The organism is Nocardia neocaledoniensis (genome assembly GCF_003182135.1).
GTDB lineage: Bacteria > Actinomycetota > Actinomycetes > Mycobacteriales > Mycobacteriaceae > Nocardia > Nocardia neocaledoniensis.
In genome coordinates this window covers 180,983-207,176 of record NZ_QGTL01000008.1, presented here as the reverse complement: position 1 = coordinate 207,176, position 26,194 = coordinate 180,983, and the positions used below count along the sequence as shown (strand labels likewise).

General features: G+C 70.9%; 21 protein-coding genes. 11 read left to right on the top strand and 10 right to left on the bottom strand.

The window, feature by feature from the left end; all coding sequences use genetic code 11:
• Positions 1–20 precede the first annotated feature (20 nt).
• Positions 21–842: an LAGLIDADG family homing endonuclease gene (locus DFR69_RS34155; RefSeq protein WP_146229396.1), complete on the bottom strand. Its 822-nt coding sequence runs from the start codon at positions 840–842 to the stop codon at positions 21–23.
• A 103-nt stretch (positions 843–945) separates the two neighbouring features.
• Here DFR69_RS34155 and DFR69_RS22130 point away from each other — a divergent pair, with 103 nt between their 5' ends.
• Positions 946–2,157: an RtcB family protein gene (locus DFR69_RS22130; RefSeq protein ID WP_110039519.1), complete on the top strand. Its 1,212-nt coding sequence runs from the start codon at positions 946–948 to the stop codon at positions 2,155–2,157.
• A 1-nt stretch (position 2,158) separates the two neighbouring features.
• Here DFR69_RS22130 and DFR69_RS22125 read toward each other — a convergent pair whose 3' ends face one another.
• Entirely contained in the window at positions 2,159–2,641 is a 483-nt protein-coding gene (locus DFR69_RS22125; protein WP_110039518.1) for a hypothetical protein, read from the bottom strand.
• Positions 2,642–2,779: 138 nt separating this feature from the next.
• Between DFR69_RS22125 and DFR69_RS22120 the strand changes: the two genes are divergently transcribed.
• The 6 genes from DFR69_RS22120 (at position 2,780) to DFR69_RS22095 (ending at position 11,008) form a co-directional block, all read left to right on the top strand.
• Positions 2,780–4,903, top strand: a complete 2,124-nt coding sequence (locus DFR69_RS22120) for a RecQ family ATP-dependent DNA helicase (RefSeq protein WP_110039517.1) — start codon at positions 2,780–2,782, stop codon at positions 4,901–4,903.
• A 95-nt stretch (positions 4,904–4,998) separates the two neighbouring features.
• On the top strand, positions 4,999–6,099 hold the full coding sequence (locus DFR69_RS22115; RefSeq protein WP_110039516.1) for a methyltransferase: 1,101 nt from the start codon (positions 4,999–5,001) through the stop codon (positions 6,097–6,099).
• 62 nt (positions 6,100–6,161) lie between these two features.
• Positions 6,162–6,551 (top strand): hypothetical protein, encoded by a 390-nt coding sequence (locus DFR69_RS22110; RefSeq protein WP_244198393.1) that lies wholly within the window; start codon positions 6,162–6,164, stop codon positions 6,549–6,551.
• A gap of 228 nt (positions 6,552–6,779) precedes the next feature.
• Positions 6,780–8,912 (top strand): MMPL family transporter, encoded by a 2,133-nt coding sequence (locus DFR69_RS22105; protein ID WP_110039514.1) that lies wholly within the window; start codon positions 6,780–6,782, stop codon positions 8,910–8,912.
• A 73-nt stretch (positions 8,913–8,985) separates the two neighbouring features.
• Positions 8,986–9,945: a non-homologous end-joining DNA ligase gene (ligD, locus tag DFR69_RS22100; RefSeq protein WP_110039513.1), complete on the top strand. Its 960-nt coding sequence runs from the start codon at positions 8,986–8,988 to the stop codon at positions 9,943–9,945.
• Positions 9,946–10,057: 112 nt separating this feature from the next.
• Positions 10,058–11,008, top strand: a complete 951-nt coding sequence (locus DFR69_RS22095) for a D-isomer specific 2-hydroxyacid dehydrogenase family protein (protein WP_110039624.1) — start codon at positions 10,058–10,060, stop codon at positions 11,006–11,008.
• Here the strand turns inward: DFR69_RS22095 and DFR69_RS22090 are convergent.
• From DFR69_RS22090 to DFR69_RS22080, 3 genes are read right to left on the bottom strand one after another with little or no spacing between them, the layout of a single operon-like run.
• Positions 11,002–13,743, bottom strand: coding sequence for an ATP-binding protein (locus DFR69_RS22090; RefSeq protein ID WP_110039512.1), 2,742 nt, complete (start codon positions 13,741–13,743; stop codon positions 11,002–11,004). The two genes, DFR69_RS22095 and DFR69_RS22090, sit on opposite strands and share 7 nt — an antisense overlap.
• Positions 13,744–13,796: 53 nt before the next feature.
• Positions 13,797–14,597 carry a DUF5602 domain-containing protein gene (locus tag DFR69_RS22085; RefSeq protein WP_110039623.1) on the bottom strand — a complete coding sequence of 267 codons (801 nt, stop codon included), beginning with the start codon at positions 14,595–14,597 and terminating at the stop codon, positions 13,797–13,799.
• Between the two features lie 5 nt (positions 14,598–14,602).
• Positions 14,603–14,887, bottom strand: a complete 285-nt coding sequence (locus tag DFR69_RS22080; protein ID WP_110039511.1) for a hypothetical protein — start codon at positions 14,885–14,887, stop codon at positions 14,603–14,605.
• 178 nt (positions 14,888–15,065) lie between these two features.
• Between DFR69_RS22080 and DFR69_RS22075 the strand changes: the two genes are divergently transcribed.
• From DFR69_RS22075 to DFR69_RS22060, 4 genes are all read left to right on the top strand, one after another.
• Positions 15,066–15,800 carry an ESX secretion-associated protein EspG gene (locus tag DFR69_RS22075; protein ID WP_110039510.1) on the top strand — a complete coding sequence of 245 codons (735 nt, stop codon included), beginning with the start codon at positions 15,066–15,068 and terminating at the stop codon, positions 15,798–15,800.
• Between the two features lie 36 nt (positions 15,801–15,836).
• Positions 15,837–16,208: a hypothetical protein gene (locus DFR69_RS22070; protein ID WP_110039509.1), complete on the top strand. Its 372-nt coding sequence runs from the start codon at positions 15,837–15,839 to the stop codon at positions 16,206–16,208.
• Positions 16,208–17,647: a hypothetical protein gene (locus DFR69_RS22065; protein WP_146229395.1), complete on the top strand. Its 1,440-nt coding sequence runs from the start codon at positions 16,208–16,210 to the stop codon at positions 17,645–17,647. Before DFR69_RS22070 ends, DFR69_RS22065 begins: the two co-directional genes overlap by 1 nt.
• Before the next feature lie 520 nt (positions 17,648–18,167).
• On the top strand, positions 18,168–18,890 hold the full coding sequence (locus DFR69_RS22060) for a class I SAM-dependent methyltransferase (RefSeq protein WP_208644031.1): 723 nt from the start codon (positions 18,168–18,170) through the stop codon (positions 18,888–18,890).
• A 37-nt stretch (positions 18,891–18,927) separates the two neighbouring features.
• On the opposite strand, the gene proB is transcribed toward DFR69_RS22060, so the two are convergent.
• The 5 genes from proB to DFR69_RS22035 form a co-directional block, all read right to left on the bottom strand.
• Complete coding sequence (gene proB / locus DFR69_RS22055) at positions 18,928–20,049, bottom strand: glutamate 5-kinase (protein ID WP_110039508.1); 1,122 nt, start codon at positions 20,047–20,049, stop codon at positions 18,928–18,930.
• Between the two features lie 128 nt (positions 20,050–20,177).
• Positions 20,178–21,632 (bottom strand): GTPase ObgE, encoded by a 1,455-nt coding sequence (gene obgE / locus DFR69_RS22050; RefSeq protein WP_110039507.1) that lies wholly within the window; start codon positions 21,630–21,632, stop codon positions 20,178–20,180.
• Positions 21,633–21,753: 121 nt separating this feature from the next.
• Entirely contained in the window at positions 21,754–22,020 is a 267-nt protein-coding gene (gene rpmA, locus DFR69_RS22045; RefSeq protein ID WP_022567181.1) for a 50S ribosomal protein L27, read from the bottom strand.
• 21 nt (positions 22,021–22,041) lie between these two features.
• Complete coding sequence (rplU, locus tag DFR69_RS22040) at positions 22,042–22,353, bottom strand: 50S ribosomal protein L21 (protein ID WP_110039506.1); 312 nt, start codon at positions 22,351–22,353, stop codon at positions 22,042–22,044.
• A gap of 267 nt (positions 22,354–22,620) precedes the next feature.
• Complete coding sequence (locus DFR69_RS22035) at positions 22,621–25,773, bottom strand: translation initiation factor IF-2 N-terminal domain-containing protein (RefSeq protein ID WP_110039505.1); 3,153 nt, start codon at positions 25,771–25,773, stop codon at positions 22,621–22,623.
• Positions 25,774–26,194 lie beyond the last annotated feature (421 nt).

Here is a 26,194-nt window from a genome sequence, read left to right as displayed (position 1 = left end):
CACGGAAGACGGACGGCTGGTCAAACCATTTCGCGCCGCAACCTCCATCGTCGCGCGGAAACACTGGAAACCGTCCGTCCCAACAACCCTGCCGCGACCGTCGGTGAGTGCTCTAGAACCACGTCGTCATCGGCTGCTGTCCACTGCTTCCGCGTCACGCCGTATCTACCTTCTTTCGCGGCTGGAGGCGACCACTGCGCGACCAGTGCGGCAGCCGCTCGCTTGCGTTCGATGCCGATCACAACCGGCTCACACCACGCCCACGCGGCGAGCTGGGCCGCCGCACGGTTCAGGACCATGACATTGCACACCCCGTCCCGCTGGTTGGGGCGACAGCTTCGCTCGACCCCGCACACGTCTCGCACGGCACGGCAGAAGAACTCCGCCGCCGTCGGGCTCGCCGTCACAAAGCTTATGAATGGCTCGCCCTTCCGGGTGAAACCGATCGACCCGTCGCCGTCGAGCAAACCTCGCAGATAATCCGCCCGGGCGAACGGCTGCGCCGGAGGCTCGATATGCCTCGCTTTTCGACCGACCGGAACGCCGAGATTCGCCAAGGCCTGCCGAGTTCCTCTGTCGTAGAAACGCAGTGTCGCTGTCTCCGAGTGGTCGGCAAAGTTGGTCGAGCGACTGCGACGACCGATCGACGAATAGCACGGAAGAATGTCCGCGACCTGTAGCAGCACGTTCTCATCGCGGACGGCGAGCTCTAGAGAGATGCGTCCCTTACCGTCGAGACTGCCCTCGTGTGAACCGTCCGTCTGCAGCAGACCGATCACATAGGCGACTGCAGGAATCGCCGGGTCGAGAAATACTGCCCGTTCGCCGCCGATGGACGCCACCACTCCTCCGATCACCCATGGTTCCGGTGCCACCGAAAACCAGATGCAAGCCCACCCTGTCGTTACCTACCGTGAGTACACACGAACAAGGGGAGGAACAACCATGTTTCCCGTCGAGCTGCGCGGTACGAAGGCGCAGACGCTCATGTGGGCAGAAGAGCACGAGATCGAGCAGTCCGCGCTGCGCCAGCTCCGCAATATCGCGGAGCTGGAGTGGGTGTACGGACTGCGCGTGATGCCCGATGTGCACCTCGGCAAAGGGGCGACGGTGGGGTCGGTCATCGCCATGCGGGACGCGGTCGCGCCCGCGGCGGTCGGCGTCGACATCGGCTGCGGCATGGAGAGTGTGAAGACCGGCCTGACGGCGGCGGATCTGCCCGACGACCTGCGCTCGCTGCGGTCGCGGATCGAGCGGGCTGTGCCGGTCGGGTTCAACGCGCACAAGGAAGCTGTGAACGTCACGGCTCTGCACGCGGGCTCGCACGGGCAGTCGGCGCGGACGAAGGGCTGGGAGCGGTTCTGGCGGGAGTTCGGTGAGCTGCACCCCGGGGTGTCGTCGCTGGAGTCCAAGGCGCACAAGCAGATCGGGTCGCTCGGGTCGGGCAATCACTTCATCGAGATCTGCCTGGACCAGGACGACGCAGTGTGGATTCTGCTGCACTCCGGGTCGCGCAACATCGGCAAGGAGCTGGCGGAGCGGCACATGGCGATCGCGCGCGGGCTGGCGCACAACCAGTCGCTGCCTGACCGGGACCTGGCGGTGTTCCTCGCCGGGACGCCCGAGATGGCGGCGTATCGGCGCGACCTCACCTGGGCGCAGGAGTACGCCGCGCGCAATCGCGCGGTGATGCTGTCGCTGGTGTGCCGCGCGGTACGCGACGAATTCGCCGACCGCGAGGTGCGGTTCGACGCGCCGATCTCGTGCCACCACAACTACGTGGCGGAAGAGGTCATCGACGGGATGCCGATGCTGGTGACCCGCAAGGGCGCGGTCCGCGCGGGCGCCGGTGACCTGGCGCTGATTCCCGGATCGATGGGGACGCGGTCGTATGTGGTGCGTGGCAAGGGGAATCCGGCCTCGTTCCAGTCGGCCTCGCACGGCGCGGGCCGGCGGTTGAGCCGGACGGCGGCCAAGAAGCAGTACACGGTCGCCGACCTGGTCGCGCAGACCGAGGGCGTGGAGTCGCGCAAGGACGCGGGTGTGGTCGACGAGATCCCGGCCGCGTACAAGGACATCGACGAGGTGATCGCGGCCCAGGCCGACCTGGTCGATGTGGTGGCGACGCTGCGTCAGGTGCTGTGTGTGAAGGGCTGACTCACCGTTGGCGCAGGGTGCCCGCCACCCCGGCGCCGACGAGCAGCAGGCCGAGCACGAAGGTGAAGCCGCTGGTGATCCACGAGTTGAGCGCGATGTGCAGCTCGTCGGTCATCAGCGGCAGATCCCCCACCAGCCGCCACGTGCTCTCCGGCGACACGAAGTAGATCAGCCCGGGCAGCACGCCCCACACCAGCCCGGCCAGGATCGTCGCGACCGGGGTGAACCCGGCCAGCGCGCTGACCAGCAGGAGCAGCAGGCCGCCGCCGATGATCTGGGCGGCCGAGCCGAAGCGGTCGGCGGCGTCGCCGAGGATCACCCAGCGGCTGGTGTCGAGGGCGCCGTGGGCGGCGAGCGCGATCCCGATCGGCGTGACGAGCACCGCGAGGAAGGCGCCGACCACCGTGCGCGAGACCGTGGAACTGGTCTGGAATTGCGAGCCCGGTGGGGTCCAGCCCGCAGGCGGATCGAATCTGTTGGCCATGGCGGTCCCCCTCCGATCGGTACCCGGCCCCTATTGTCCTCGCCCACCGGGGTTTTCGCCGACCGAATGCGCATCGCGCGTGACCAGGTCTTTCGGCGGGGAACCTGCTTGTCGGTGGCATCGGGCACGATGGTTCCCATGACCTCAGCGACCGGGAACGACGTGCTCGACCTGACGGCTCCTGACCTGCGCGAACGCGCCGAGGAGCTGTTGCGTGAACTCGCCGGGCCCGCCGCGCGGCTGCGGGAGGACCAGTGGACCGCGATCGAGGCGCTGGTGGTGCGGCGGCAACGGGCGCTGGTGGTGCAGCGCACCGGCTGGGGTAAATCGGCGGTGTACTTCATCGCGGCGAAACTGTTGCGGCGTGCGGGGCGGGGGCCGACGGTGATCGTGTCGCCGCTGCTGGCGTTGATGCGCAACCAGGTGGCGGCTGCCGAGCGGGCCGGGGTGGTGGCCGACACGATCAATTCGGGCAACGTCACCGAATGGGACGAGATCCATCAGCGGGTGGCCGACGGCGCGGTCGACGTGCTGCTGGTGAGCCCGGAACGGCTCAACAACCCGGACTTCCGTGATCAGGTGCTGCCGCGGCTCGCCGCCGACGCCGGACTGGTGGTGATCGACGAGGCCCACTGTGTGTCGGACTGGGGGCACGACTTCCGGCCCGATTACCGGCGTATCCGCACGCTGATCGCCGACCTGGGCTCCGACGTCCCGGTGCTGGCCACCACCGCCACCGCCAACGATCGCGTGGTCACCGATGTGGCCGGGCAGATCGGCACCGACACCCTGGTGCTGCGCGGCACGCTCGACCGCGAGTCGCTGCACCTGTCGGTGGTGCGCTTCGACGACGCGGTGCGGCGCACGGCCTGGCTGGCCGGACATCTGGACCGGATGCCGGGGTCGGGCATCATCTACTGCCTCACCGTGGCCGCCGCGCACGACCTGGCCGACGTGCTGAACACCCATGGCCACACCGTCGCCGCCTACACCGGCCAGACCGACCCCGCCGAACGCGAGGTGCTCGAAGCGGCGCTGCTGAACAACGAGGTCAAGGCGCTGATCGCGACTTCGGCACTGGGCATGGGCTTCGACAAGCCCGACCTGGGTTTCGTGGTGCACGTGGGCGCGCCCTCCTCCCCCATCGCCTACTACCAGCAGGTGGGCCGCGCGGGCCGCGGCACCGAGCGCGCCGAAGTGGTGTTGCTGCCCGGCGCCGAGGACGCGCGGATCTGGAGCTACTTCGCCTCGGTGGCGTTCCCGCGCGAGCACATCGTGCGGGCGGTGCTGGCCGCGCTCGACACCGATCGGCCGATGTCCACGATCGCGCTGGAGCCGCTCGTCGAGCTGAACCGCTCGCGGCTGGAGATGGTGCTCAAGGTGCTCGATGTGGACGGCGCGGTGCGCCGGGTCCGTGGCGGCTGGCTGTCCACCGGCGAGCCGTGGACCTATGACACCGAACGCTACGAGCGCCTCGCCGCCGCCCGCGACGCCGAACAGCAGGCGATGATCGACTACCAGGCGACCACCGCCTGCCGGATGACCTTCCTGCGCCGCCAGCTCGACGACCCGGGCCTCGGCGCGCTCGACGCCGCGACACCCGACTGCGGACGCTGCGACAACTGCACCGGCACCACGCCCGACACCACCGTCGACACGGCCACGGTCGACGCCACCCGGGCCAGGCTCGATCGCCCCGGCCTGGATCTGGCGCCGCGCAAGCAGTGGCCGACGGGCATGGCGAAACTCGGGGTCCCGCTGTCGGGCAAGATCACCGACGGCGCCGAGACCGGCCGCGTGCTGGGCAGGCTCACCGATCTCGGCTGGGGACAGCGCCTGCGCGCGTTGCTGGACGGACCCGATGCTCCGGTGCCCGACGCGGTGTTCGAAGCCTGTATCGCGGTGCTGCGCGACTGGAACTGGAACGCCCGCCCGACCTCGGTGCTCGCGCTGGAGTCGCCCAGGTATCCGCAGCTCACCGCCAGTCTGGCCGCGCGGCTGGCCCAGGTCGGGCGCCTGGACAACCTCGGCATCCTGCACAACCGCCCCGACCGGCCGCCGGTCTCGGCGGCCAACTCGGCGCATCGGGTGGCCGGGCTGTTCGACTCGTGGGAGGTCCCCGACCTCACCCGCGTCACCGGGCCGATCCTGCTCGTCGACACCCTCACCGACACCGGCTGGACCATGACGGTCGCCGCGCACGCCCTGCGCACCAGCGGCGCGGACGCGGTGCTGCCGTTCGCCCTGGCGACGCCCACCTGACCCGACGCGGTCGCGCATCGCGGTATCCCACCGCGCGCGATTCCCGTAAACTTCGCTGCGTCCGTGCAGGTAGACCGGCCGACGATGGAGTCGTCATGACGTCCGCAGCACCGAAGAAGGCACCGCCCACCCTGGTTCTGCGAGCTGTCGAACGGGTGCGCGACGCACTCGCGGCGCTGCACCGCCGACTGGTCCCCGGTCACATCGCGCTGCTCGAACTACAGATCGCCGGCTTCCTCTCCCAGGCGATCAGCGCCGCGGCCGAACTCGGTATCGCCGACCAACTCGCCCGTGGCCGGCGCGACGCGGCGGCGCTGGCCGCGGCGGTGGACGCCGACGAGGACGGCGTGCGCAGGCTGATGCGCCTGCTGGTGAGTTTCGGGGTGTTCGCCCAGCACCGCGACGGTTCCTACGGGCTCACCCGGATGAGCGAGGCACTGCGCTCCGACGGCCCGGTCACCCTGCGCGACACATCGCTGTTCTTCGGTTCGCCGTACCACCGCAACCACTGGACGCATCTGACCGACGCGGTGCGCACCGGCGAAGCCGTCGGACCCGCGCTCGACGGCGCGAGCTTCTTCGAGTACGCCGCGACGCACCGCGAGATCGGCGACCTGTTCGACCGCGCGATGACCAGCGTGAGCACGCTCTCGATCGAACCGCTGCTGGCCGCCTACGATTTCGGCCGCTTCGACACGCTGGTGGATGTGGGCGGTGGACGCGGCAGCCTGCTGGTGGAGATCCTGGGCCGCTCCCCCGACGCCGAGGGCATCGTGTTCGACCTGCCCGACGTGGTCGCCGACCTGGACACCGATCTCGCCGCGCACGGACTGACGGGCCGCTGCGCGGCGCAGGCCGGGTCGTTCTTCGAGGAGGTGCCGCCCGGCGGGGACGCCTACCTGCTCAAACACATCCTGCACGACTGGTCCGACGCCAAGGCCGAGCAGATCCTGCGCACGATCCACGCCGCGATGGACCCGTCCGCACGGCTGCTGGTGATCGAGCTGGTGCTGCCCGAGCATCAGCGGCCGCATCCAGGCAAGTTCATCGACCTGGAGATGCTGGTCAACACCGACGGCGGCCACGAACGCACCGAGGCGCAGTTCCGCGAGCTGCTCGCGCGCGGCGGTTTCACGCTGCTGCGCACGGTGCCCACGGCGGCGCCGGACTGTGTGCTGGAGGCCCGCCCGCGCTGATCGCACCCGACACGCCGATTGCGATTGTGTGTCCGACCGGCCACCAGTGCTTCAATGCGGCTATGACCAGGACCTCATTTGCTCGATCCCTGATGGCCGTCGCCGCGGGCTGTGCGGCCGGATTCACCCTTCTCATCGCTCCCGCGCAGGCCTCGAACGAGAACCCGCTCGACTGCAACGGCGTGCCGGGCGCCCAGGCCGCCGCCGATCGGGAGAGCGCGCGTCGCGGGATCGCGATCACGCCGCTGTGCTTCAGCGGCGGCCTCTACAGCAACATCCACGCCGGGATCCCGCTGGCCGTGCTGAACCCGCTGACCATGCCCGGCACCGCCAGCGTGTGTGTCGACGAGCGCGGCACCGTCGAGGCGGCGGCCAAGTTCGAGTGGACCGAGCAGGTCCATGTGATGCCGATGTGCATCCAGAACCGGGCGTTCGGGGTCTACGAGCTGTAGGTTCACGCCGCAGGGCCCGCGGTCCGCACGGAGTCGATTCCGTGCGGACTTTTTTGCCCCTTGCCCTATACGTATACATCTACTTATAGTGAGTCACGGCGGCGCACAGCCGTCGCACCAGCACAGACAGGCCCGCGACGACGAGCAGCTACCGGGGCTCGCCGGTCGAATACCCATGCCCATATGCGCATGGAGATATAAGAAATAGGCCCGGAAAGGACCTCCACCATGTTCGCCAGACTGGGGCGCGTTGTCGTCCACCACCCATGGAAAGTGATCGGCCTGTGGGTGATCGCGATCGTCGCCGTACTGTCCACGGCGCCGGCGCTCACCGCGACGACCGACCAATCCGCCTTCCTGCCTTCGCATTACGAGTCCATCCAGGCGATGAAGTTGCAGGAGCAGGCCTTTCCGCAGAGTGCCGCGCCCGCCGCGCTGATCGTGGCGGTCCGCGCCGACGGCAGCCCGCTGACCGAGGCCGACTCGGCGACGGTGAGCGCCGTCGCGGCCGCGCTGACGGGACGGAACATCAAGGGCGTCACCGGCATCCAGGCGACTCCCCCCTCGGAGAATCGCCTGGTCCAGGTGATCGCGGTGCAGATGACCAAGCCGACCGACGCCTCGGACAAGACCCGGGGCGAGGCCGTGCGGAGCCTGCGCGAGCACCTGAATGATCATTTCGGCGACACCGGGATCAAGGCGGGCGTCACCGGAACGGCGGCGCAGACCCTGGATCAGACCGAGCAGGGCGAGAAGGGCATGGCGATCATCGGCATCGCCACGATCGTGCTGATCCTGGTGCTGCTGCTCGTGATCTTTCGCAGCCCGGTCATCGCGCTGCTGCCGGTGGTCACCATCGGCGCGATCTCGAGCATGGTGGGCGGCCTGATCGCCATGGCGGCCGCGGCGTTCGACTTCGAGATCGACACCTCCGTCAACTCGATCCTGCTGGTGGTGCTCTTCGGTGTCGGCACCGACTACATCCTGTTCCTGATGTTCCGGTATCGGGAGCGGCTGCGCGCCGGTGACGAGCCGAAGACGGCGATGGTCAACGCCGTCGCGCGGGTCGGGGAAGCCGTCACCTCGGCGGCGGCCGCGGTGATCATCGCGTTCATGGCGCTGACGTTGTCGAGCCTGGGAATGTTCCGGGCGCTGGGTCCGGCGCTGGCCATCGCCGTCGCGGTGGCGCTGCTGGCCGGGCTGACGCTGGTGCCCGCGATCGTCTCGCTGCTCGGCACCAAGGTGTTCTGGCCATCCAAGGCCTGGCAGGTCGAGCCGAGGGGCGCCCGGTTCGGCGCGATCGGCGCGGCCATGGGCAGGCGGCCCGGCGCGTTCGCCGTCGCTTCCGGCGGCGTGCTGGTGGCGCTCGGCGTGTTCGCCTTCGGGTTCAACCCGACCTTCGACATGAGCTCGGGCTCGGCCGCCGACGCCTCCGAGTCGGTCGCCTTCACGACGGAACTGCTCAAGGGCATGCCCGCGGGCGCCACCCAGCCCTCGGACGTGCTGCTGCGCGCGGAGTCGCCGCTCACCGAGGACCAGCTCGCGACCTACCGCACGGCGCTGACCGGCGTCGACGGCGTCGGGCAGGTCGGGCAACCGCAGCTGGCGGCGGACCGGATGATCGCGCACTTCCCGGTGACGCTGGCGCACGCGCCGGAATCCGACGCGGCGCTCGACACGGTGGCCGGACCCCTGCGAGATCTCGCCCACCAGGCGGCGCCGACGGGCGCCACGGCCACGGTCGGCGGGATGACCGCGGTGTTCGTCGACTTCGAGGACGCGATGAACCACGACTACCGGATCGTGTTCCCGGTGGCGGCGGTGCTGATCATGCTGGTGCTGGCCCTGCTGCTGCGCAGTCTCGTCGCGCCCTGGTACCTGATGGCCTCGGTGTTCCTCGGTTTCGCGGCGACCCTGGGCGCGACGGTGCTGGTGTTCCAGCAGGTGCGGGGCGAGCACGGACTGATCTTCACGCTGCCGGTGATCATGTACCTGTTCGTGGTGGCGCTGGGCACCGACTACAACATCCTGATGGTCGCCCGGTTGCGCGAGGAATCACGGGCGGGCCACACCCCACGCGAGGCGGCGGCGCTGGCCGTCCGCCACACCGGACCGACGGTGGCCGCGGCCGGGATCATCCTGGCGGGCACCTTCGCCTCGATGATGCTGGCAGGCAACAGCAGCCTGTCGCAGATGGGGTTCGCGATCTCGGTCGGCATCGCGATCGCCGCCTTCGTGATGGCGCTGTTCTTCACCCCCGCGGTCACGGCGCTGCTCGGGCGGCGGGCGTGGTGGCCGGGACACGGTGGCGACGACGCCGAGAGCCACTACACGCCACCCACAGTGCAGAGCCGCAGGTAGTGCCCGGCTGACACACCGGCGACGCGGGTCCGCTGCCCCACGGGAGCGGGCCCGCTCGGCTATCGTTGCGCGGGTGGCCAAGTCTGCGACTCCGGCGGTCGAACTGCCGGTGGGTGAGCGCACGGTGCGGGTCAGCAATCCGGACCGGGTGTACTTCCCCGAGCTCGGCGCGACCAAGCTCGATCTGGTGCGGTACTACCTGAGCGTGGGCGACGGGATCGTCAACGCGCTGCGGGACCGGCCGTGCATGCTGCACCGGTTCCCCAAGGGCCTGCCGGGCGGGAAGGTCCATCAGAAGCGGCTGCCCGGCGGGGCGCCGGACTGGATATCGACGGTGCGCGTGTACTTCCCGCGCTACGGCAGGCACGCCGACGAGCTGTGCGTGCGCGAACTGGCCGACGTGATCTGGGCCGTGCAGATGTCGACCGTCGAGTTCCATCCGTGGAATTCCCGCGCCGCAGACACCGAATCGCCCGACGAGTGGCGCATCGACCTCGATCCGATGCCGGACTGTCCCTGGCCGAGGGTCCAGCGGGTCGCCGGGGTGGTGCACGAGGTCCTCGACGAGCTGGGCGCCGTCGGCTGGCCCAAGACCTCCGGCGGGTCGGGGCTGCACGTGTATGTGCGGATCGCGCCGGAGTTCGGGTTCAAGGACGTGCGCAGGGCCGCGCTGGCGTTCGCGCGCGAGGTCGAGCGCCGCGCGCCCGAGGACGTGACGACGGCCTGGTGGCGCCGCGACCGCGACCCTGCCCAGCTGTTCGTCGACTACAACCAGAACGCCCGCGACCACACCATCGCCGCCGCGTACTCCGTGCGCGGCAACCCGGCCGCCACGGTGTCGACGCCGGTGCGCTGGGACGAGATCGACGACATCCACCCCCGCGACTTCACGATCGAGACCGTGCCCGCCCGCTACGCCGAGCTCGGCGACATCCAGGCCGACATGGACGACGCGGTCTTCGACCTCGCGCCGCTGCTGGAACTGGCCGATCGCCACGGCATCGACGAGACGGTCGACCTCGACGACGAGTGAGGCGGGGCGAGAGGGAAGAATCGATGGCGCCGCCCGCGTGACCCGCGGCGACGACACCCCGACCGGGTCGCACCATACGACCCGGGGCAGCAGCCGACCCCAGGAGGTCCTCGTGCAGGAATCCGCGACGACGATCGCGATCGGCCCCGAGCAGCCGTCCACGCGCCTGCTCGAGAAGGCGATCGTCGGAGCAGGCGCGAAGGTCGGCGAGCTCGCCGACGCCGACGCGCTGATCTGGACCGGAACGCCGGACGCCTTCCCCACCGAGCTGCCCGCCGCGGTGCGCTGGGTCCAGCTGCCCGCGGCCGGAATCGAGGACTTCTTCGACGCCGGCGTGTTCGCCGCCCACCCCGACGTGCTGTTCACCTCCGCCGCGGGCGCCTTCGCGCACAGCGTGGCCGAACACGCGCTGATGCTGCTGCTGGCCGGCGTGCGATACCTGCCCGAGCACCTGCGGGCGACCTCCTGGCAGCAGCGCGAGTTCTTCCCGCACGTCGGGTCGCTGCGCGGGAAGACGGTGACCATTCTCGGCGCGGGCGGCATCGGGCGCGCGCTGATCCCGATGCTGGCGCCGCTGGGCGCGCACGTGATCGCGGTGAACCGGTCGGGCAGGCCGGTGACCGGCGCCGGGATCCCCGCCGAAGTCGAGACGGTACCCGCCGAGCAGCTGAGCCGGGTGTGGTCGCACACCGATCACGTCGTGGTGGCGGCGCCCGCCACCGCGGAGACCCGGCACCTGATCGGGGCCGACGAGCTGGCGCGGCTGCGGCCGTCGTCGTGGGTGATCAATGTGGCGCGCGGCAGCCTGATCGACACCGACGCGCTCGTCGACGCGTTGTCGCGCGGCGTCATCGGTGGCGCGGGCCTGGACGTGACCGACCCGGAGCCGCTGCCCGACGGGCATCCGCTGTGGACGTTGCCGAACGCGATCATCACCCCGCACGATTCGAACCCGCCGCAGTTGCGGTTGGCGGCCTTCGCCGATCACGTCGGCGCGAATGTCACGCGGTTCGTCGCCGGGGAGCCGCTGCTCGCGATCATCGAACCCGAACGCGGCTACTGAGCGATCCGGCCCCGGCTGACCCAGGACGCGATCTGACTGCGGGTGGCGAAGCCGAGCTTGGTGAGGATGTGCTGGACGTGGTTCTGCGCGGTGCGCTCCGACAGCACCAGCGCGGCCGCGATCTCGCGATTGGTGAGGCCGCGCGCCACCAGGTCGGCGACCTCGCGTTCCCGGGGAGTCAGTGCGGCACAGTCGTTCTCGTGCGCCACGACGGCGCGCAGGCGCTCCGACCACGGTGTCATGCCGAGCGTGTCGGCGGCCGGGATCGCCTCGGCCGCGAGCGTCACCGCTTCGCCGACGGCGCCGTGCTCGACGAGCAGTTCGGCCAGCGCGCAATCGGCCTCGACGGCGAAGCCGGGGGCGCCGATCGCGCGAGCCGTGCCGGCGGCGGTGCGCAGCTCTGTGCGCGCGGTGTCCCGATCGTCCAGCGCGGCGGCGAATTTCCCCGTCCACAGGGTGACCGGCCCCAGATAGTGGGCGTTGCCGCCACCGCCGGTGATGTGGCCGTCGCGGTAGCGGTTCAACCGTCGGCGGAAGTAGGCGACGTCGTCGAGGATGCCGAGGGCCGCGGCCACCGCGCCGCCCACCGCCAGCACGTTGAGCAGGAAATACGGTGGGATCGACCATCTCTCGGGCCGTCCGAGGCCGCGGTAGAGCGGTTCGGCTTCGACCGTCATCCCGCTGTCGATCATCGGGAATGCCGTGCCGAGCGCGGCGAACAGCAGGTTGCGGACCTCGCCGCGCAGCGGTGCGCGCGGCGGCGTCAGCGCATCGGGGCGGTGGCCGCGATGATGGCCGACGACGGCGTGCAGCGCCCGGTGCGCGCCCGCGCCCGCGGGATGACCGAGGGTGGCCGCGAGCGCGTGCGCCCGATCGGCCCGGTCGACGGCCTGCTCGAATTCGCCCCGCGCCTGGGCCAGCGCCGCTTCCGCGGTGAGCAGGTGCCAGCGGGCCATCGGGCCGCCGGTGCGTTCGGCGCACCAGGCCAGGCAGGACAGCTCGCCGGTGATCGCCCCGAGATCGCCTTGCTCCCAGAGCGCGTCGATGCGCCACAGCCTGCCCCACATCTCCACGGCGGGATCGCGCGCGAGTTCGCCCGCGGCGATCATCCTGGCGGCCAGGTCGTGGTGTTCGGCGCGATGGTCGGGCCCGCTGCACGCGAGCTGCCTGGCTCGCAGCGCGGCGGCCAGGACGGCGGGATCGGCGCTGCGATCGGCGGATTCCAGTGCCGCGCGGCTGGATTCGTCGACACCGTCGGGATTGCCGAGGTAGATCGCGGCCTCGGTCGCCCTGGCCAGCAATCGGGCCCGCAGCTGTTCGGGCAGGTCGTCGGCGGTGAGTGCCTCGGCGCAGGCGTCGGCGATGTCGCGGTCCCAGCCGCGATCGCCGATCGGCTCGAGGACCAGCGCGGCCTCGGCCTGCAGTTCCGGCTCGTCGGCCTTGCGCGCCAACGCCTCCGCCGCCGAGCAGTCGGCGCGGGCAGTGGCGAGGTCGCCGGCGCGGGCGGCGGCCGCGGCGCGCTGGAGCAGCAGCCTGCCCCGGTCGAGGGGTTCGAGGGCGGCGGCGTGGGTCAGGGCGAGTCCGTAGAGGCGCACCGCTTCCTCGAAGGCCAGCTCACGCAGCGCCGCGTCGGCGGCGCGGCGCGCCCAGCGGACCGCGGGTTCGTGCGCGCCCGTCACCGCCGCGTTCGCCCAGTGCCAGGCCAGAGCCGCTGAATTCGCTTCCACCGCATCGGGATACAACGCCTCGATGGCCAGCGCGGCCCGCTGGTGCAGGACCACCCGCTGCTGCAGCGACAGGCCGTCGAGCAGGGCCGCGCGGACCAGGGCGTGCGCGAATCGCACCGTGCCCGGCTCGTCGGCGCACACCAGCAGGCCCGCCTCGATCGCCTCGTCGACCGCGCCGAGGCACTCCGCCGCCGAGCGGGCGACCAGCCGGGCGGCGACGGCGATGGCGAACCGCTCCCCCAGGATCGACGACGCCCGCAACAGTTCCTGCGTGCGGGCCGAGCGCGGCGACATCCGGCCACGCACCACTTCACGCAGGCTGGTCGGCAGGCGCAGGGCGTCGTCGGTGGATCCGCGCAGGGAGCGGCCGAGTTCGCGCAGGTAGAAGGGGTTGCCGCCAGTCATGTCGAAGGCCTCGCCGGCCAATTCGTCCGGGAGTGCGCGTCCCGCCTCCAGTTGCAGGCACCGTGCCGACTGCGCGGGTGAGAGGCCGCGCAGGATCAGGGTGGCGGCCACCGGCTCACGGACCAGTTCCGGTTTGATCGTCGACCAGCCGACGCCCGCCGCGTCGTCGCGTTCGGTGACGCACACCATCACCCGGCGATCACGCAGCGCGCGTACGACGTAGAGCAGGGCCTGCAGCGACGGCTCGTCGGCCCAGTGGATGTCGTCGATCACCAGCAGCACGCCCGCGTCGGCGCCGTCGAGGCCGGCCGCGAATCCCTCGAACAGCGCGACGCGGTCGGCGCCCGGCGCGGGCGCGACGGTGCCCAGCGCTTGGCGCCACAGCCAGAACGGCGGCGTATCGGGCAGTTCCAGCGCACGTGCCCACAGGGTGCGCACCCCTCGTTCGCGTGCGCGCCCGGCCAGTTCGGCCACGAGCCTGGTCTTGCCGACGCCCGCCTCGCCCGTGCAGATCACCAGTTGCGGCGCGCCGTTCGCCGCGTCGTCGAGCCGGGCCAGCAGATCGGCCAGTTCCCACTCGCGTCCGATCAGCTCGGTGATCACGCCTCACCTCCGAGTATCCGAGCATACTCGCAGGTGAGGGGCTTACAGAAGGGTCAGGAGGCGGTGCGTTCGGTGAGGCCTCCGACCGCCACGACGTATTCCTTCGCCTCCTCGTCGAAGCTGATCGAGTAGGTGGTGGGGTATCTGGTCGAGTGCTGGTAGGCCTGTGGTTGCGGGATGTCGCCGGTGAACGAGGGCTTGGTCAGCAGCCACTCCCGGGTGAACATCGGCTCGGTGAAGATGTACTGGCCGTCCCACGCGCCGTTGATCAGGGTCTGGGTGAACTGTCCCGGCGCCACCGGAGCGGACATGTCGACCCAGTGCACGCCCATCCACGGCACTGCCTGCACTTCGATCGGTTCGGGCAGCGTCGAGTTGTTCGCGGGCATGTACTCGGCGTCCGGCGTGTGCGCGGCCTTGGCCAGGAACTGCGGGTCCTTCGGGTCGATGGCGGCCACGGTCGCGGCGTCGACGAAGTAGAAGTGCGAGTCGAAGTGCGGCTTGTCGAACATGCCGACCGGCGGATGGCCGTGCGGCACCCAGTCGAAGGTGAGGTGGTTGATCACCGTGCCCGACGCCTCCTTCGGCAGGGCCAGCGGCGGGCTCGCCGGCGGCGGACCCTCCGGCATGGTGGCCGGCATCGGCAGGCCCTCCAGGGCCGACTCCTGGATGCGCAGGCCGACCTCGGTGGGCGTGCCCGCATCGTCGGTGGTGACGAAGGTGCGGATCTGGCCGTTGCCGAGAGCCCGTTCGTCGCCGAAATAGGTCTTCGCCTCGGAGTCGTCGCCGCAGGCCGCGGCGGTGGCCAGGACGAGGACGGCGGCCAGCGCGGTGGTGATGCTGCGTGCGCGCATGGTGCTCACCCCCGGGCCGCGGTCTGGACGGCGGCCTCGAAGGCGCGCACGCGGGCATCGGGTCCCGGCCGGATGCCGACCCGGTCGAAGGCGGGGAAGAGCCGTTCGGCGGCGAAGCGGTCGGCGGCGTCGGGCGACTCCCACACGTCGACAACGGTCAGGGCGCCGTCACACTCACCCACGTAATGCGACAGGCAGCCCTCGACGGGCTCGGGGCCCAGCGCGTCGTGCACCGTGCGGTACTGGTCGAGTCCCACGCCGGGGTGCTCGGTGATCTGGACGTAGCTCATGACTCCTCCATTCGACGGATCTGTCCCGAACGTAGGAGCTCCGGCGCGGTCGGTCGTCCGCCGAAATACTCATCTCGCTACTCAACGCGGTTCCATCCGGAAGGGGTGATCGATGCGCCGGAATCCGACCAGACGGTTAGGCTGTGCTCGTCCTGGCTAGGTAAGGATGGGATCGGCAATGCGATGGACCTTCAGCGCTGACGAGTTCGCGCATGTGTGGCGGGAATCCGGCCAGGACCGCATGCCCTTCCCGATCCGGGTGCTCGAATCACCGCGCACCGAGCACGACGCCACCCGCCTGCGGGCGCAGCTGCGCGAGCGACTACCCGGCGGCGGCGACCCCGATCTCGCCGCCTGCCTGCGGATCATCGCCGCGCCGCACGCCAGGATCGTGCTCGTCGGCGGTGGGCACACGCCCGGCAGCGAGATCCGGCTGCTCGCCTGTTCGGTGTTCGATCACGCGGTGCTCGTCGTCCAGGAACCCGGCACGCGCCCCGATTACGGTGGCAGCGTCCGGGTTTCGATCGGTCACACCGCCGGGATCGGCGCCAGGATCGCCGCCTGCCTGCCCGACACCCCGCCCGGCCGCGAGCCGGCGCGCGAGGCCGACGCCGAAGCCGTCCGCGACGAGGAGACGGTGATCGCGGCCCATCCCGCCGTCCCCCGGATCCAGCGGCTGCTGCGCCGTCCGCACACCGCCGAGGGGCACATCCGCGTGGAGACCGGCCTGGACCGGCCCGCGCCCGCGCCGCCGGTGCACTACAGCTGGATCGACGTGGCCGGGGACGGCCGCTATCTGTTGCGGGCGGGCGAAACGGTGCACGTGGTGCCCGCCGCGCCCGGTCAGCTCGCGGCGCAGCTGCAACGCAAGCTCGCGCCCGCGCACAGTTCGCATACGAGACGCTCCGGCTAGCCTGGAGTCCGACGCACGATCTGGAGGGGAGACGCGATGACGATCGAGAGCAGCAGAGCCGAGATCTCCCGGTTCCGCAGCGCCGCGGCGGCGGGGACGGTGAAGTTCGAACCCGAGGCCGCGCGCCGATGCGCCGACCTCTACGAACAACAGGCCGATCAGCTCGCCCAGCTGCGTCAGCGTCTCGAAACAGCGTCCGAGGCAGGCGGTTTCGGCGGGTTCGTCTCCGCGCAGCAGCTGCAGGCCGGATTCGCGCACAAGGCGCGCGACGCCGCCGAGCTCCTCGATCACTACATCGCGGCCGCCCTCCGGATGAAGGAGGCGTTCCTGCTCAGCGGTGGACTCTTCGACGAGGCCGATGCCGCCGCGGCCGCCGCGCTGCGCGCCGTCGAGACAAGGATGCGCTGATGAGTGGCACCGACCCCACCTACATCAGCGCGATGGAACACTTCGAATCCGTTCCGCATGAACAGATCTACGCGCGCACCCAGCAGATCGACGCCGCCGAGATCCTCGGCGCCTCGATGGCCTGGCTGGAGTCGGCCGCCGCGCTCACCACGTCGATGCCGCTGGCGCGGTCGAATGTGGACCGGGTGATCGAGGAGGCGGGCTGGGAGGGCGCCGCCGCCGATACCGTGTTCGCCGGCACCCGGAGTTTCGCCGATTCCATGGACGAGCTGGCCACGGTGTTCGGCGAAGTCGGCGCCCGGCTCGGCGCTGTCGCCGCGGCCGCCGAAGCGGTGAAGTTCGCGGTGGCCGCGCCCGGTGGCGCCGGGCCGATCGGCACCATCGCGCGACTGCTCGAGGCCGCCCACGTGATCAACGCCCAGATGGCGGCCGAGGCATTGCGCCAGGAAGCCGTGCTGGCGATGAACATGATCTACAAGCCCGCCTACACCCTGGCCGGCACCGCCGTACCGGCACTGCCCGCCGCACCCGGGGCCGAGACTTCCGCCGCGCCAGAGGGTTCGCGCAACGGCTCCACTCCGGAACTCGGTGCGCCACAGAGCGATTCGCCCGCGCCGCCGAACTCCGAGTCGAGCCCTGGTACCGATCAGCCTGGTTCGCAGACCCCGCCCCCTCCTGACGAGAACCCCGGCTCGTCGAGTCAGCCACCGTCGACCACACCCGCGCCGTCCGGCCAGGCCCCCGGCGATAACTCTGGACCGACGGATCAACCGCCATCGACCACACCCGCGCCTTCCAGTCAGGCCCCTGGCGACCCGGGCTCGACGAACCAGTCGCCATCGACCACACCCGCGCCGTCCGGCGAGGCCCCTGGCGCAAACCCTGGGCCGACGGATCAATCGCCGTCGACCACACCCGGGCCGTCCAGCCAGGCTCCGGAGTCCACCCCGCCGACCGCGGAACAGCCACCGGTGCAACAGGACTCGTCCCCACCCGCGCCCCCGAGCAGTGAGCACCAGGCGCCAGCGCCCGCTCCGACCTCGGAGGCACCCGCACCCACCGAGCAGCCTGCCCCGCGCACAGAACAGCCGGTGCCGTCGGAACCCCCCGCACCACAGCCCGTGCCGTCGGAACAGCCCGCACCGTCGCAATCAGCACCGCCGGAACAGCCTGCACCGGCGCCAACGGAACAGCCTGCACCGCAACCCGTGCCATCGGAACAACCCGCGCCCCAACCTGAACCACCCGCGGCACCTCCGCGCGTGCCGGACGCCCCGGCCCCACAGGCACCCCTCCCGGGATCCCCGGACATGTCCGACCCCGGCGGCCAACCGGGCGTCACCGGCCCGATCCCCGGCGCGGAAGCCCCGTCCGCCCCCGCCCCTCCCCCACCCGGCATCGACCAGGACCAGCCAGGAGTCATCCCACCGCGGCGTTGACCCTCGTAGACGCGACCGCCACGAAGCCGCCACAAGGCTGACCTTCGGAGACGCGACCGCCTCGAGGTCGCCGCAGGGGTTGACCCTCCGAAGCGCGACCGCCGCGAAGCCGCCGCAGGCGTTGGCCCTCGGAGACACGACCGCCGCGAAGCCGCCGCAGGAGTTCACCTTCGGAGACACGACCATCACGAGGCCGCCGCGGGAGTTGCCCTCCTCGGAAGCACCTCCGCCGCCAAGTAGCCACGCCACCGAACTCGTTGGCAGGCGCGACCACACCAGGTTCGCGGCACGCGGGCGGCGGCGCGCGACGAAGTCAATAGGCCGACCTGTGCCCCGTGCCTCGGCCACACCGGGTGGGCATCTCCTGCGCGCCGGCGGTCCAGCGGCTGATGACCGGAGTAGCGGCACATACCGAGCGACATCATTCGACGCCGAACTCGTTGCTACGCGAGCTATTCGCCGAGGCGGCAGGCGTCCCACCAGAACAGCACGGCGGAAGCGCTCGTGCCAGGATGGCTGTGTGATTCCGGAGCGAGCGAGCGCCTACGACAGTTTCGCGGAGGGCTACACCGCCGAGAACGAGACGAGTCTGCTGAATGCGCACTATGAGCGGCCGGCGATGCTCGAGCTCGCCGGGGACGTGAGGGGACGGCGGATACTCGACGCCGGGTGCTGCTCAGGTGCGCTGTCCGCCGCGCTGCGCGAGCGTGGCGCTGACGTGACCGGCATCGATGCGAGTGCGGGGATGCTCGAGCAGGCGAGAATGCGCCTCGGCGCCGACGCCGATCTGAGAGTCGGCGATCTGGCCGACCCGCTGCCGTTTGCCGATGACACGTTCGACGACATCGTCGCGTCCCTGGTCCTGCACTATCTCCGGGACTGGGTGCCGACGCTGGGCGAGCTGCGGCGGGTGCTGAAACCCGGTGGGCGCCTGCTCGTCTCGGTGGAGCATCCGTTCGCGATCTTCCTGGGACAGCGGCTGGCCGGCGAGGAGACGAACTACTTCCGCACCCGCGAACGGACCGAGGAATGGACCATGGGCGGGCAGACCGCCCGGCTGACCTTCTGGGACCGGCCACTGCACGCGATGACCGGGGCCTTCACCGCGGCGGGCTTCCGGATCGGTGCCATCAGCGAACCCTCGGCCCTGCCGAGCGCCCGGGAACTCTTCCCGGACGGATACGACGAACACACCGGGATGCGGTTCCTCAGCTTCCTGTTCTTCGCCCTTCACGCCGACTGATACCGCTCTCCCGCAACCGGATACGGCGCCGACCGGCTCAGACCTTGACGAGGTCGTCGGCGTGGATGACCGGGCGTTGCATCGTGTCGGGGAGTTCGGTGGTGGAGCGGCCGAGCATGGTGGTCAGTTCGGTGCTGTCGTATTCGATGACGCCGCGGGCGATCACGCGGTTGTCGGGGCTGATGAGGTCGACGACGTCGCCGCCGAAGAAGCGGCCGCGGACGCCGGTGATGCCGGCCGCGAGCAGGGAGCGGCGGGCGGCGACGGCGGCGACGGCGCCGGCGTCGAGCAGGACCGAGCCGCGGGTGTCGGCGGCGTGGCGGACCCAGAACTTGCGGCCGGACAGGCGAACCGGGCGGGCGGCGAAGGCCGTGCCGACGGTGCCGTCGGCCAGGGCCGTCGCGGCGTCGGCGGCCGAGGCCAGCAGGACGGGGATGCCCGCATCGGCGGCCAGGCGCGCGGCCGAGAGCTTGGAGGCCATGCCGCCGGTGCCGAGCGCGCCACCGCTGCCGGCGATCACACCGTCCAGATCGGCGCTGCTGCGCACCTCGGGGATGAAATTGGCGGCGCCCTTGCGCGGGTCACCGTCGTAGAGGCCGGCGACGTCGGAGAGCAGGATGAGCGCGTCGGCGCCGACCAGGTGCGCGACGAGGGCGGCGAGCCGGTCGTTGTCGCCGAACCGGATCTCCTCGGTGGCGACCGTGTCGTTCTCGTTGACCACGGCGATCGCGCCGAGCGAACGCAGCCGGTCGAGGGTGCGCTGGGCGTTGCGATGGTGCTCGCGGCGCGCGAAATCATCGGCGGAGAGCAAGACCTGGCCGACGGTGCGGTCGTAGCGGGCGAACGAGGTGCCCCAGGCGTGCGCGAGCGCGAGCTGTCCGACGCTGGCGGCGGCCTGCTTGGTGGCGAGATCCTTGGGTCTGCGCGAGAGGCCGAGCGGGGCGATCCCGGCGCCGATGGCGCCCGAGGACACGACCACCACATCCGAGCCGGCGCGCATCCGCGCCTCGACGGCGTCGGCCAGCCGGTCGAGCCGGTCGGTGTCGAGACCGCCCTCGAGGCTGGTCAGCGCGGAAGACCCGATCTTGACCACCACGGCGCGCGCCGACACGATGGCCTGCCGCGCCTCACTGAGCTCCGAACCCGCACTCACCTGCATCTGCCTTACTCCCTGCACCGCGATCGCCATCGATTCCGTCCGGCCGAGGCCGGAGACCCACCGCAGTATGCCGATCGAACGGCCGTCGCCGACACCGGTTTTCGACCGGCGCCGGCACGGCCGGACCCCTACTTCCCGTTCTCGTCGAGCAGCCCGCGCCGCGCCCGCGAGGCGTGCTTGCGCTCGGCGGCGCCGACCCGCTCGTTGCTCTCCAGCCGCACGTCGGTACCGCGGCCGGTCGGCACGATGTCGACGCCCGCGGCGACCTGCGGCTCCCACTCGAACGACACGTCACCGATGGTGACCGAGCAGCCCGGCTCGGCCCCCTGCTTGACCAGCTCGGCCTCGACACCGAGGCGGGCCAGCCGGTCGGCCAGGTAGCCGACGGCTTCGTCGTTGTCGAACTGGGTCTGGCGCACCCAGCGTTCCGGCCGCGTACCGCGCACGATGAAGCCACCGGGCTCCTGCGGATCGGCGATCACGCTGAAGCCGGACTCGTCGGTCGCGATCGGGCGGATCACCGGACGCTTCGGGGCGGCCTTCGGGTGATCTTCGCGATACTGGCGGACCATGTCGGCCAGCGCGAAGGTCAGCGGGCGCAGCCCGGCGCGGCTGACGGCCGAGATCTCGAAGACCGGCCAGCCGCGTGCGGTGAACTCGGGGGTCACCATCTCGGCGAGTTCGGCGCCGTCGGGAACGTCGGTCTTGTTGAGGATGACCACGCGGGGGCGGTCGGCCAGGTCGCCGAGGCTCGCGTCACCGAGCAGGGCCGGCTTGTAGGCGGCCAGTTCGGCTTCGAGCGCGTCGACATCGGAGACCGGATCGCGGCCGGGCTCGAGGGTGGCGCAGTCCACGACGTGGGCGAGCACCGCGCAGCGCTCGAGGTGGCGCAGGAAGTCCAGGCCGAGACCGCGACCGTCGCTGGCGCCGGGGATCAGGCCGGGCACGTCGGCGACGGTGAAGGTGGTGTCGCCGCTGGCCACCACACCGAGGTTCGGGACCAGGGTGGTGAACGGGTAGTCGGCGATCTTGGGCTTGGCGGCGGAGAGCACCGAGACCAGCGAGGACTTGCCCGCCGACGGGAACCCGACCAGGCCGACGTCGGCGACCGACTTCAGCTCCAGGACCAGGTCGAGCTCTTCGCCCTCTTCACCGAGCAGCGCGAAACCGGGCGCCTTGCGCGCCTTGGAGGCCAGCGAGGCGTTGCCGAGGCCGCCGCGGCCACCCTTGGCGACGACGAACTTGTTGCCCGCACCGACGAGGTCGACGACGATCTCGCCGTCCTTGTCGACCACCACCGTGCCGTCGGGCACCTTGAGCACCAGGTCGGCGCCCATCTTGCCGTCGCGGTTGCCACCCTCGCCCGGCTTGCCGTTGCCCGCCTTGGCGTGCGGATGGAAATGGAAGTCGAGCAGGGTGTGGACGTTGGCGTCGACCTCGAGGATCACGTCCCCGCCGTTGCCGCCGTTGCCGCCGTCGGGACCGCCGAGCGGCTTGAACTTCTCACGATGCACCGAGGCGCAACCGTGTCCACCTCTACCGGCACGAACATGCAGCACGACGCGGTCGATGAATTTGGACATGGGTTGATCCTCCTCCTTCTGACTGGTCGATTGCGGTAAGGGTGGGCGAACACGACGGAGCGGGTCAGGGAATGAACCCTGACCCGCTCCGGTGTCCGTGTAGAGCTGACGCTCCAGGCGGTCAGGCCTGGGCCGGCTCCGGGACGACGATGTTGACGGTCTTGCGGCCACGCTTGGTGCCGAACTCGACCGCACCCGCCGCGAGGGCGAACAGGGTGTCGTCGCCGCCACGACCGACGTTCACGCCGGGGTGGAAGTGGGTTCCGCGCTGACGGACCAGGATCTCGCCCGCGCTGACCTTCTGGCCACCGAAGCGCTTCACGCCGAGGCGCTGGGCGTTCGAATCACGACCGTTCCGGGAGCTGGATGCACCCTTCTTATGTGCCATTGCTTCGTCTCCTCGGGATGCTTACTTGATGCCGGTGACCTTGATGACCGTCAGCGGCTGACGGTGACCCTGGCGCTTGTGGTAGCCGGTCTTGTTCTTGAACTTGTGGATCCGGATCTTCGGGCCCTTGGTCTGGTCGACGACCTCGGCGGCCACGGAGATCTTGGCCAGCTTGTCGGCGTCGGTGGTCAGATCGGCGCCGTCGACGACGAGAACCGGGGTCAGGGCCACGGCGGTGCCGGGCTCACCCTCGATCTTCTCGACCTTCACCAGGTCACCGACCGCGACCTTGTACTGCTTTCCGCCGGTCTTGACGATTGCGTACGCTGCCATCGGTCGGCTTCCTCCACTCACGTTGGTCGTGCTCGTTTCACGTCGCAGCCGCGACGCGGTTCTTGGCTGGGGCTCATCCTCGCCTACAAGGCGGGAAGGGCAACGGTCACTTGCCTGCGGTATCACCCGACTGGTCAGCCAGGTGCCCAATCGCTGGGCAGCGACCGACCTAGGTTACCAGAACCGTACCCTGTCCCCCAATTCGGCCGGTCAGGCCGGGATCGGTGCTCGCGGACGCGACGATCGCCGCGTCCGCGAGCACCGGGATCAGTTGCCCTCGGCGGCAGGCGCGCCCGCGGGGCGGCCCACCGCGCGGCGACGCGGTTTGCGCTCGGGGACGACGACCGGCTCCGCGGCGACGTCCACGACGGCCGCCGCGGGCGGCTGCTCGCTCGCGGAGAGCACGAACACCGCGCCCGCGCTGTCGGCCTTGGGCGCCGCCGTCGAGCGCGCCACCCGGCGCCGCCGTGGCGCCCGTGCGGGCTCCTCGGCGACCGGGGCGGGCTCGGGTGCCTGCTCCGGTTCCGGCTCGACCACGGGCTCCGGCTCAGCGGCCTGCTCCGGCTCGGCGACCGGCGGCTCGGCGACGGCCTCGACCGCCACCTCGGCTTCCGGTTCCGCCTCGGCGGACTCGTCCTCGGCCGTGATGACCCCGGTCAGCGCCGGACTCTCGACCGGCGCCTCGGCCTGGGCTGCCGACCGGCTCGCACGCCGCGACCGCGACCTCGACCGGGAGCGCGTCGGCTCGGCCGGCGCCTCCTCGACCGCGGCGGTCTCGACGACCTCGGGCTCGACGGCCTCGACCGCCTGCTCGGCGCCCTCCTCGCCGTGGTGGGCGGCCATCGCGAGGGCGACCGGGTGGGCCCGCTTGACCGCGATGTCCTCCTCACCGTGCTCGGCCGGGGCGGTGCCGTTGGTCGCCGGGGCGGCCGCGGCGGGCTTGTCCTGACCGCTCTTGTCCTTGCCACGGCGACGGCGCGAACCGCCCTCCTTGGCCCGGCCGGCCTGCTCGTCGGCGCCCGACCCGGCGTCCACCGGGTAGGAGTGCACGAGGATGCCGCGGCCGTGGCAGTGCTCACAGGTCGTGGAGAACGCCTCGACCAGACCGGTGCCCAGCTTCTTGCGGGTCATCTGGACCAGGCCGAGCGAGGTCACCTCCGACACCTGGTGCCGCGTGCGATCGCGGCCCAGCGCCTCGGTGAGGCGGCGCAGCACCAGGTCACGGTTGGATTCGAGCACCATGTCGATGAAGTCGACGACGATCATGCCGCCGATGTCGCGCAGCCGCATCTGGCGCACGATCTCCTCGGCCGCCTCCAGGTTGTTCCTGGTGACGGTCTCCTCCAGGTTGCTCGACCCCGAACCGGTGAACTTGCCGGTGTTGACGTCGACGACGGTCATCGCCTCGGTGCGATCGATCACCAGGGTGCCGCCCGAGGGCAGCCACACCTTGCGGTCGAGCGCCTTGGCCAGCTGCTCGTCGATGCGGAAGGCCGTGAACACGTCGACACCGTTGTTCTCGTGCCGGTCGACCCGCGGCAGCAGGTCGGGCGCGACGGTGCGGACGTAGGTCTCCACGGTGCTCCAGGCCCGGTCGCCTTCGATGACCAGCCGGGAGAAGTCCTCGTTGAACAGATCGCGGATCACCTTGACCAGCAGGTCCGGCTCCTCGTAGAGGGCCTTGGGCGCGTCCTTGACCGAGCCCTTGGCGGCCTCCTCGATGGTGCGCCAGGTGGCCTGCAGCCGCTCGACGTCGCGGGCCAGCTCGGGTTCGCTGACGCCCTCGGACGCGGTGCGGATGATCACACCGGCGTCGGCGGGCACGATCTCGCGCAGGATCTCCTTGAGCCGCTTGCGCTCGGTGTCGGGCAGCTTGCGGCTGATCCCGGTGGAGGTGCCGCCCGGCACGTACACCAGGAAGCGGCCCGCGAGCGAGATCTGGGTGGTCAGGCGGGCGCCCTTGTGCCCGACCGGGTCCTTGGAGACCTGGACCAGCACCTGATCGCCCGGCTTGAGCGCCTGCTCGATCTTGCGTTCCTTGCCGCCGAGACCGGCGGCCTCCCAGTTCACCTCACCGGCGTAGAGCACGCCGTTGCGGCCGCGGCCGATGTCGATGAACGCCGCCTCCATGCTGGGCAGCACGTTCTGCACCTTGCCGAGGTAGACGTTGCCCACCATCGACGCCTGACCGGAACTCGTGACGAAGTGCTCGACCAGGATGTTGTCCTCGAGCACCGCCACCTGGGTGGTGGTCTGGTGACCCGCGTGCTCGGCGGCGTCGAACGCCTTCTCCCGCACGACCATCACCCGGTCGACCGCCTCGCGGCGGGCCAGGAACTCCGACTCGGTGAGGATCGGCGGGCGTCGGCGACCGGCCTCGCGGCCGTCACGGCGGCGCTGACGCTTGGCCTCGAGCCGGGTGGAACCGGAGATGCCCTGCACCTCGTCGGAGCCGGAGCGGCCGCGGCTCTTGTTGCGCGGCTCGCGCTCGTGCACCACGGTGTTCGGCGGATCGTCCTCGGACGAGGCGTCCTCGCCGGACTCTCCGCCGACCTTGCGGCGGCGACGACGGCGGCGGCGCCGGCTCGCGCCCTCGGGCTGCGTGTCGTCCTCGTCGTCGGAGTCGGTGTCCTCGGCCTGCTCGGCCTCGTCGGTGGTGGCCTCGGCCGACGCGGTCTCGTCGTCGGTGTCGGACTCGGCGCCCTCGGTGTCGGTGTCCTCGCCGTCGGCGGACTGCTCGCCACGGCCGCGACCACGGCCACGACGGCCACGACGACGGCGACGCGGCTGCCCGTCGGCGTCGTTGTCACCGGCGCTGTCGGACTCGTCCTCGGCCGTCTCGGGCTCGGTCTCGGGCTCGATGTCCTCGACCGGCTCCTCGGTCCGCTTGCTGGTCCGCTCGGCACGGCGGCGCTTGCGCGCCTCCTCGGCGGCGGTGGCGTCCGGCGACAGGAACAGCGGCGCCACGAAGGCGGGCGCCTCGAAGGCCACCGGCTCGGCCGGGGCCGCGGTCTCCGCGGGGCGGTGCGTGAACAGGTCGGTGTGCGGCGTTTCGGTGGCGAAGACGCCTTCGGTGCTTGCGACCTCGGGCGCCGAGAACATCGGCGCGGGCGCGGTGGTCGGGTCGGCCGGCTGCTCGGCGACGGGGGCGGGCGACGGCGGCGCGGCCGTCACGGGGGTGGATGCCGGGGATTCGCCGGTCTCGGCGTCGGCGGCGGCGATGGCGTCGCGCACCGTCTCGGCGACGGCGCGATCCACATTGGATTGCACGCTGCGCGCTTCGGCTCCCAGTTCGGCCAGTTTGGCCAGGATGCGTTTGCTGGTCACTCCCAACCGCTTGGCCAGTGCATGAACTCGAATTCGCTCCGGCAATTGATCGGCATCCTGTTGTGTTGTGTCCAGCGGCTCTGTATCGGCCACGAAGTCTCCTCGGGCCCCCGGGCGCGTCCATCCCCGGTACGGGAGTGACGCGGCCGACGCGGGGGCATCGTCCGTGCACCTCGTACCGATGGTACGAGGGTCATCTGGTCTCGCCCCGCGTGTCCGGTCGCACCTCGATCGATCTTCTGGCGGGCCAACCGGTCACGCGGCGCCTGGCTGTACGGCGTGACGCCGCGCTCCGAGCGCTCATCCAGCGTGCCGGGGTGGGCGGCCCCAGCAACAGGGTCGTCCGTGGCAGCGATGATCGGCATCCAACCGCGGTGTCATCCGGTCATGTCCGTCACCGCTGTCGCGTACCTGCGCGACAGGCTGTCACCAACCGCCCTGTTTGAGCATCGGCGTCGAACACGTCCATAGTCAGTATCCCATACGGTTCGCGCGGCGATCGCCATCGGCGCAT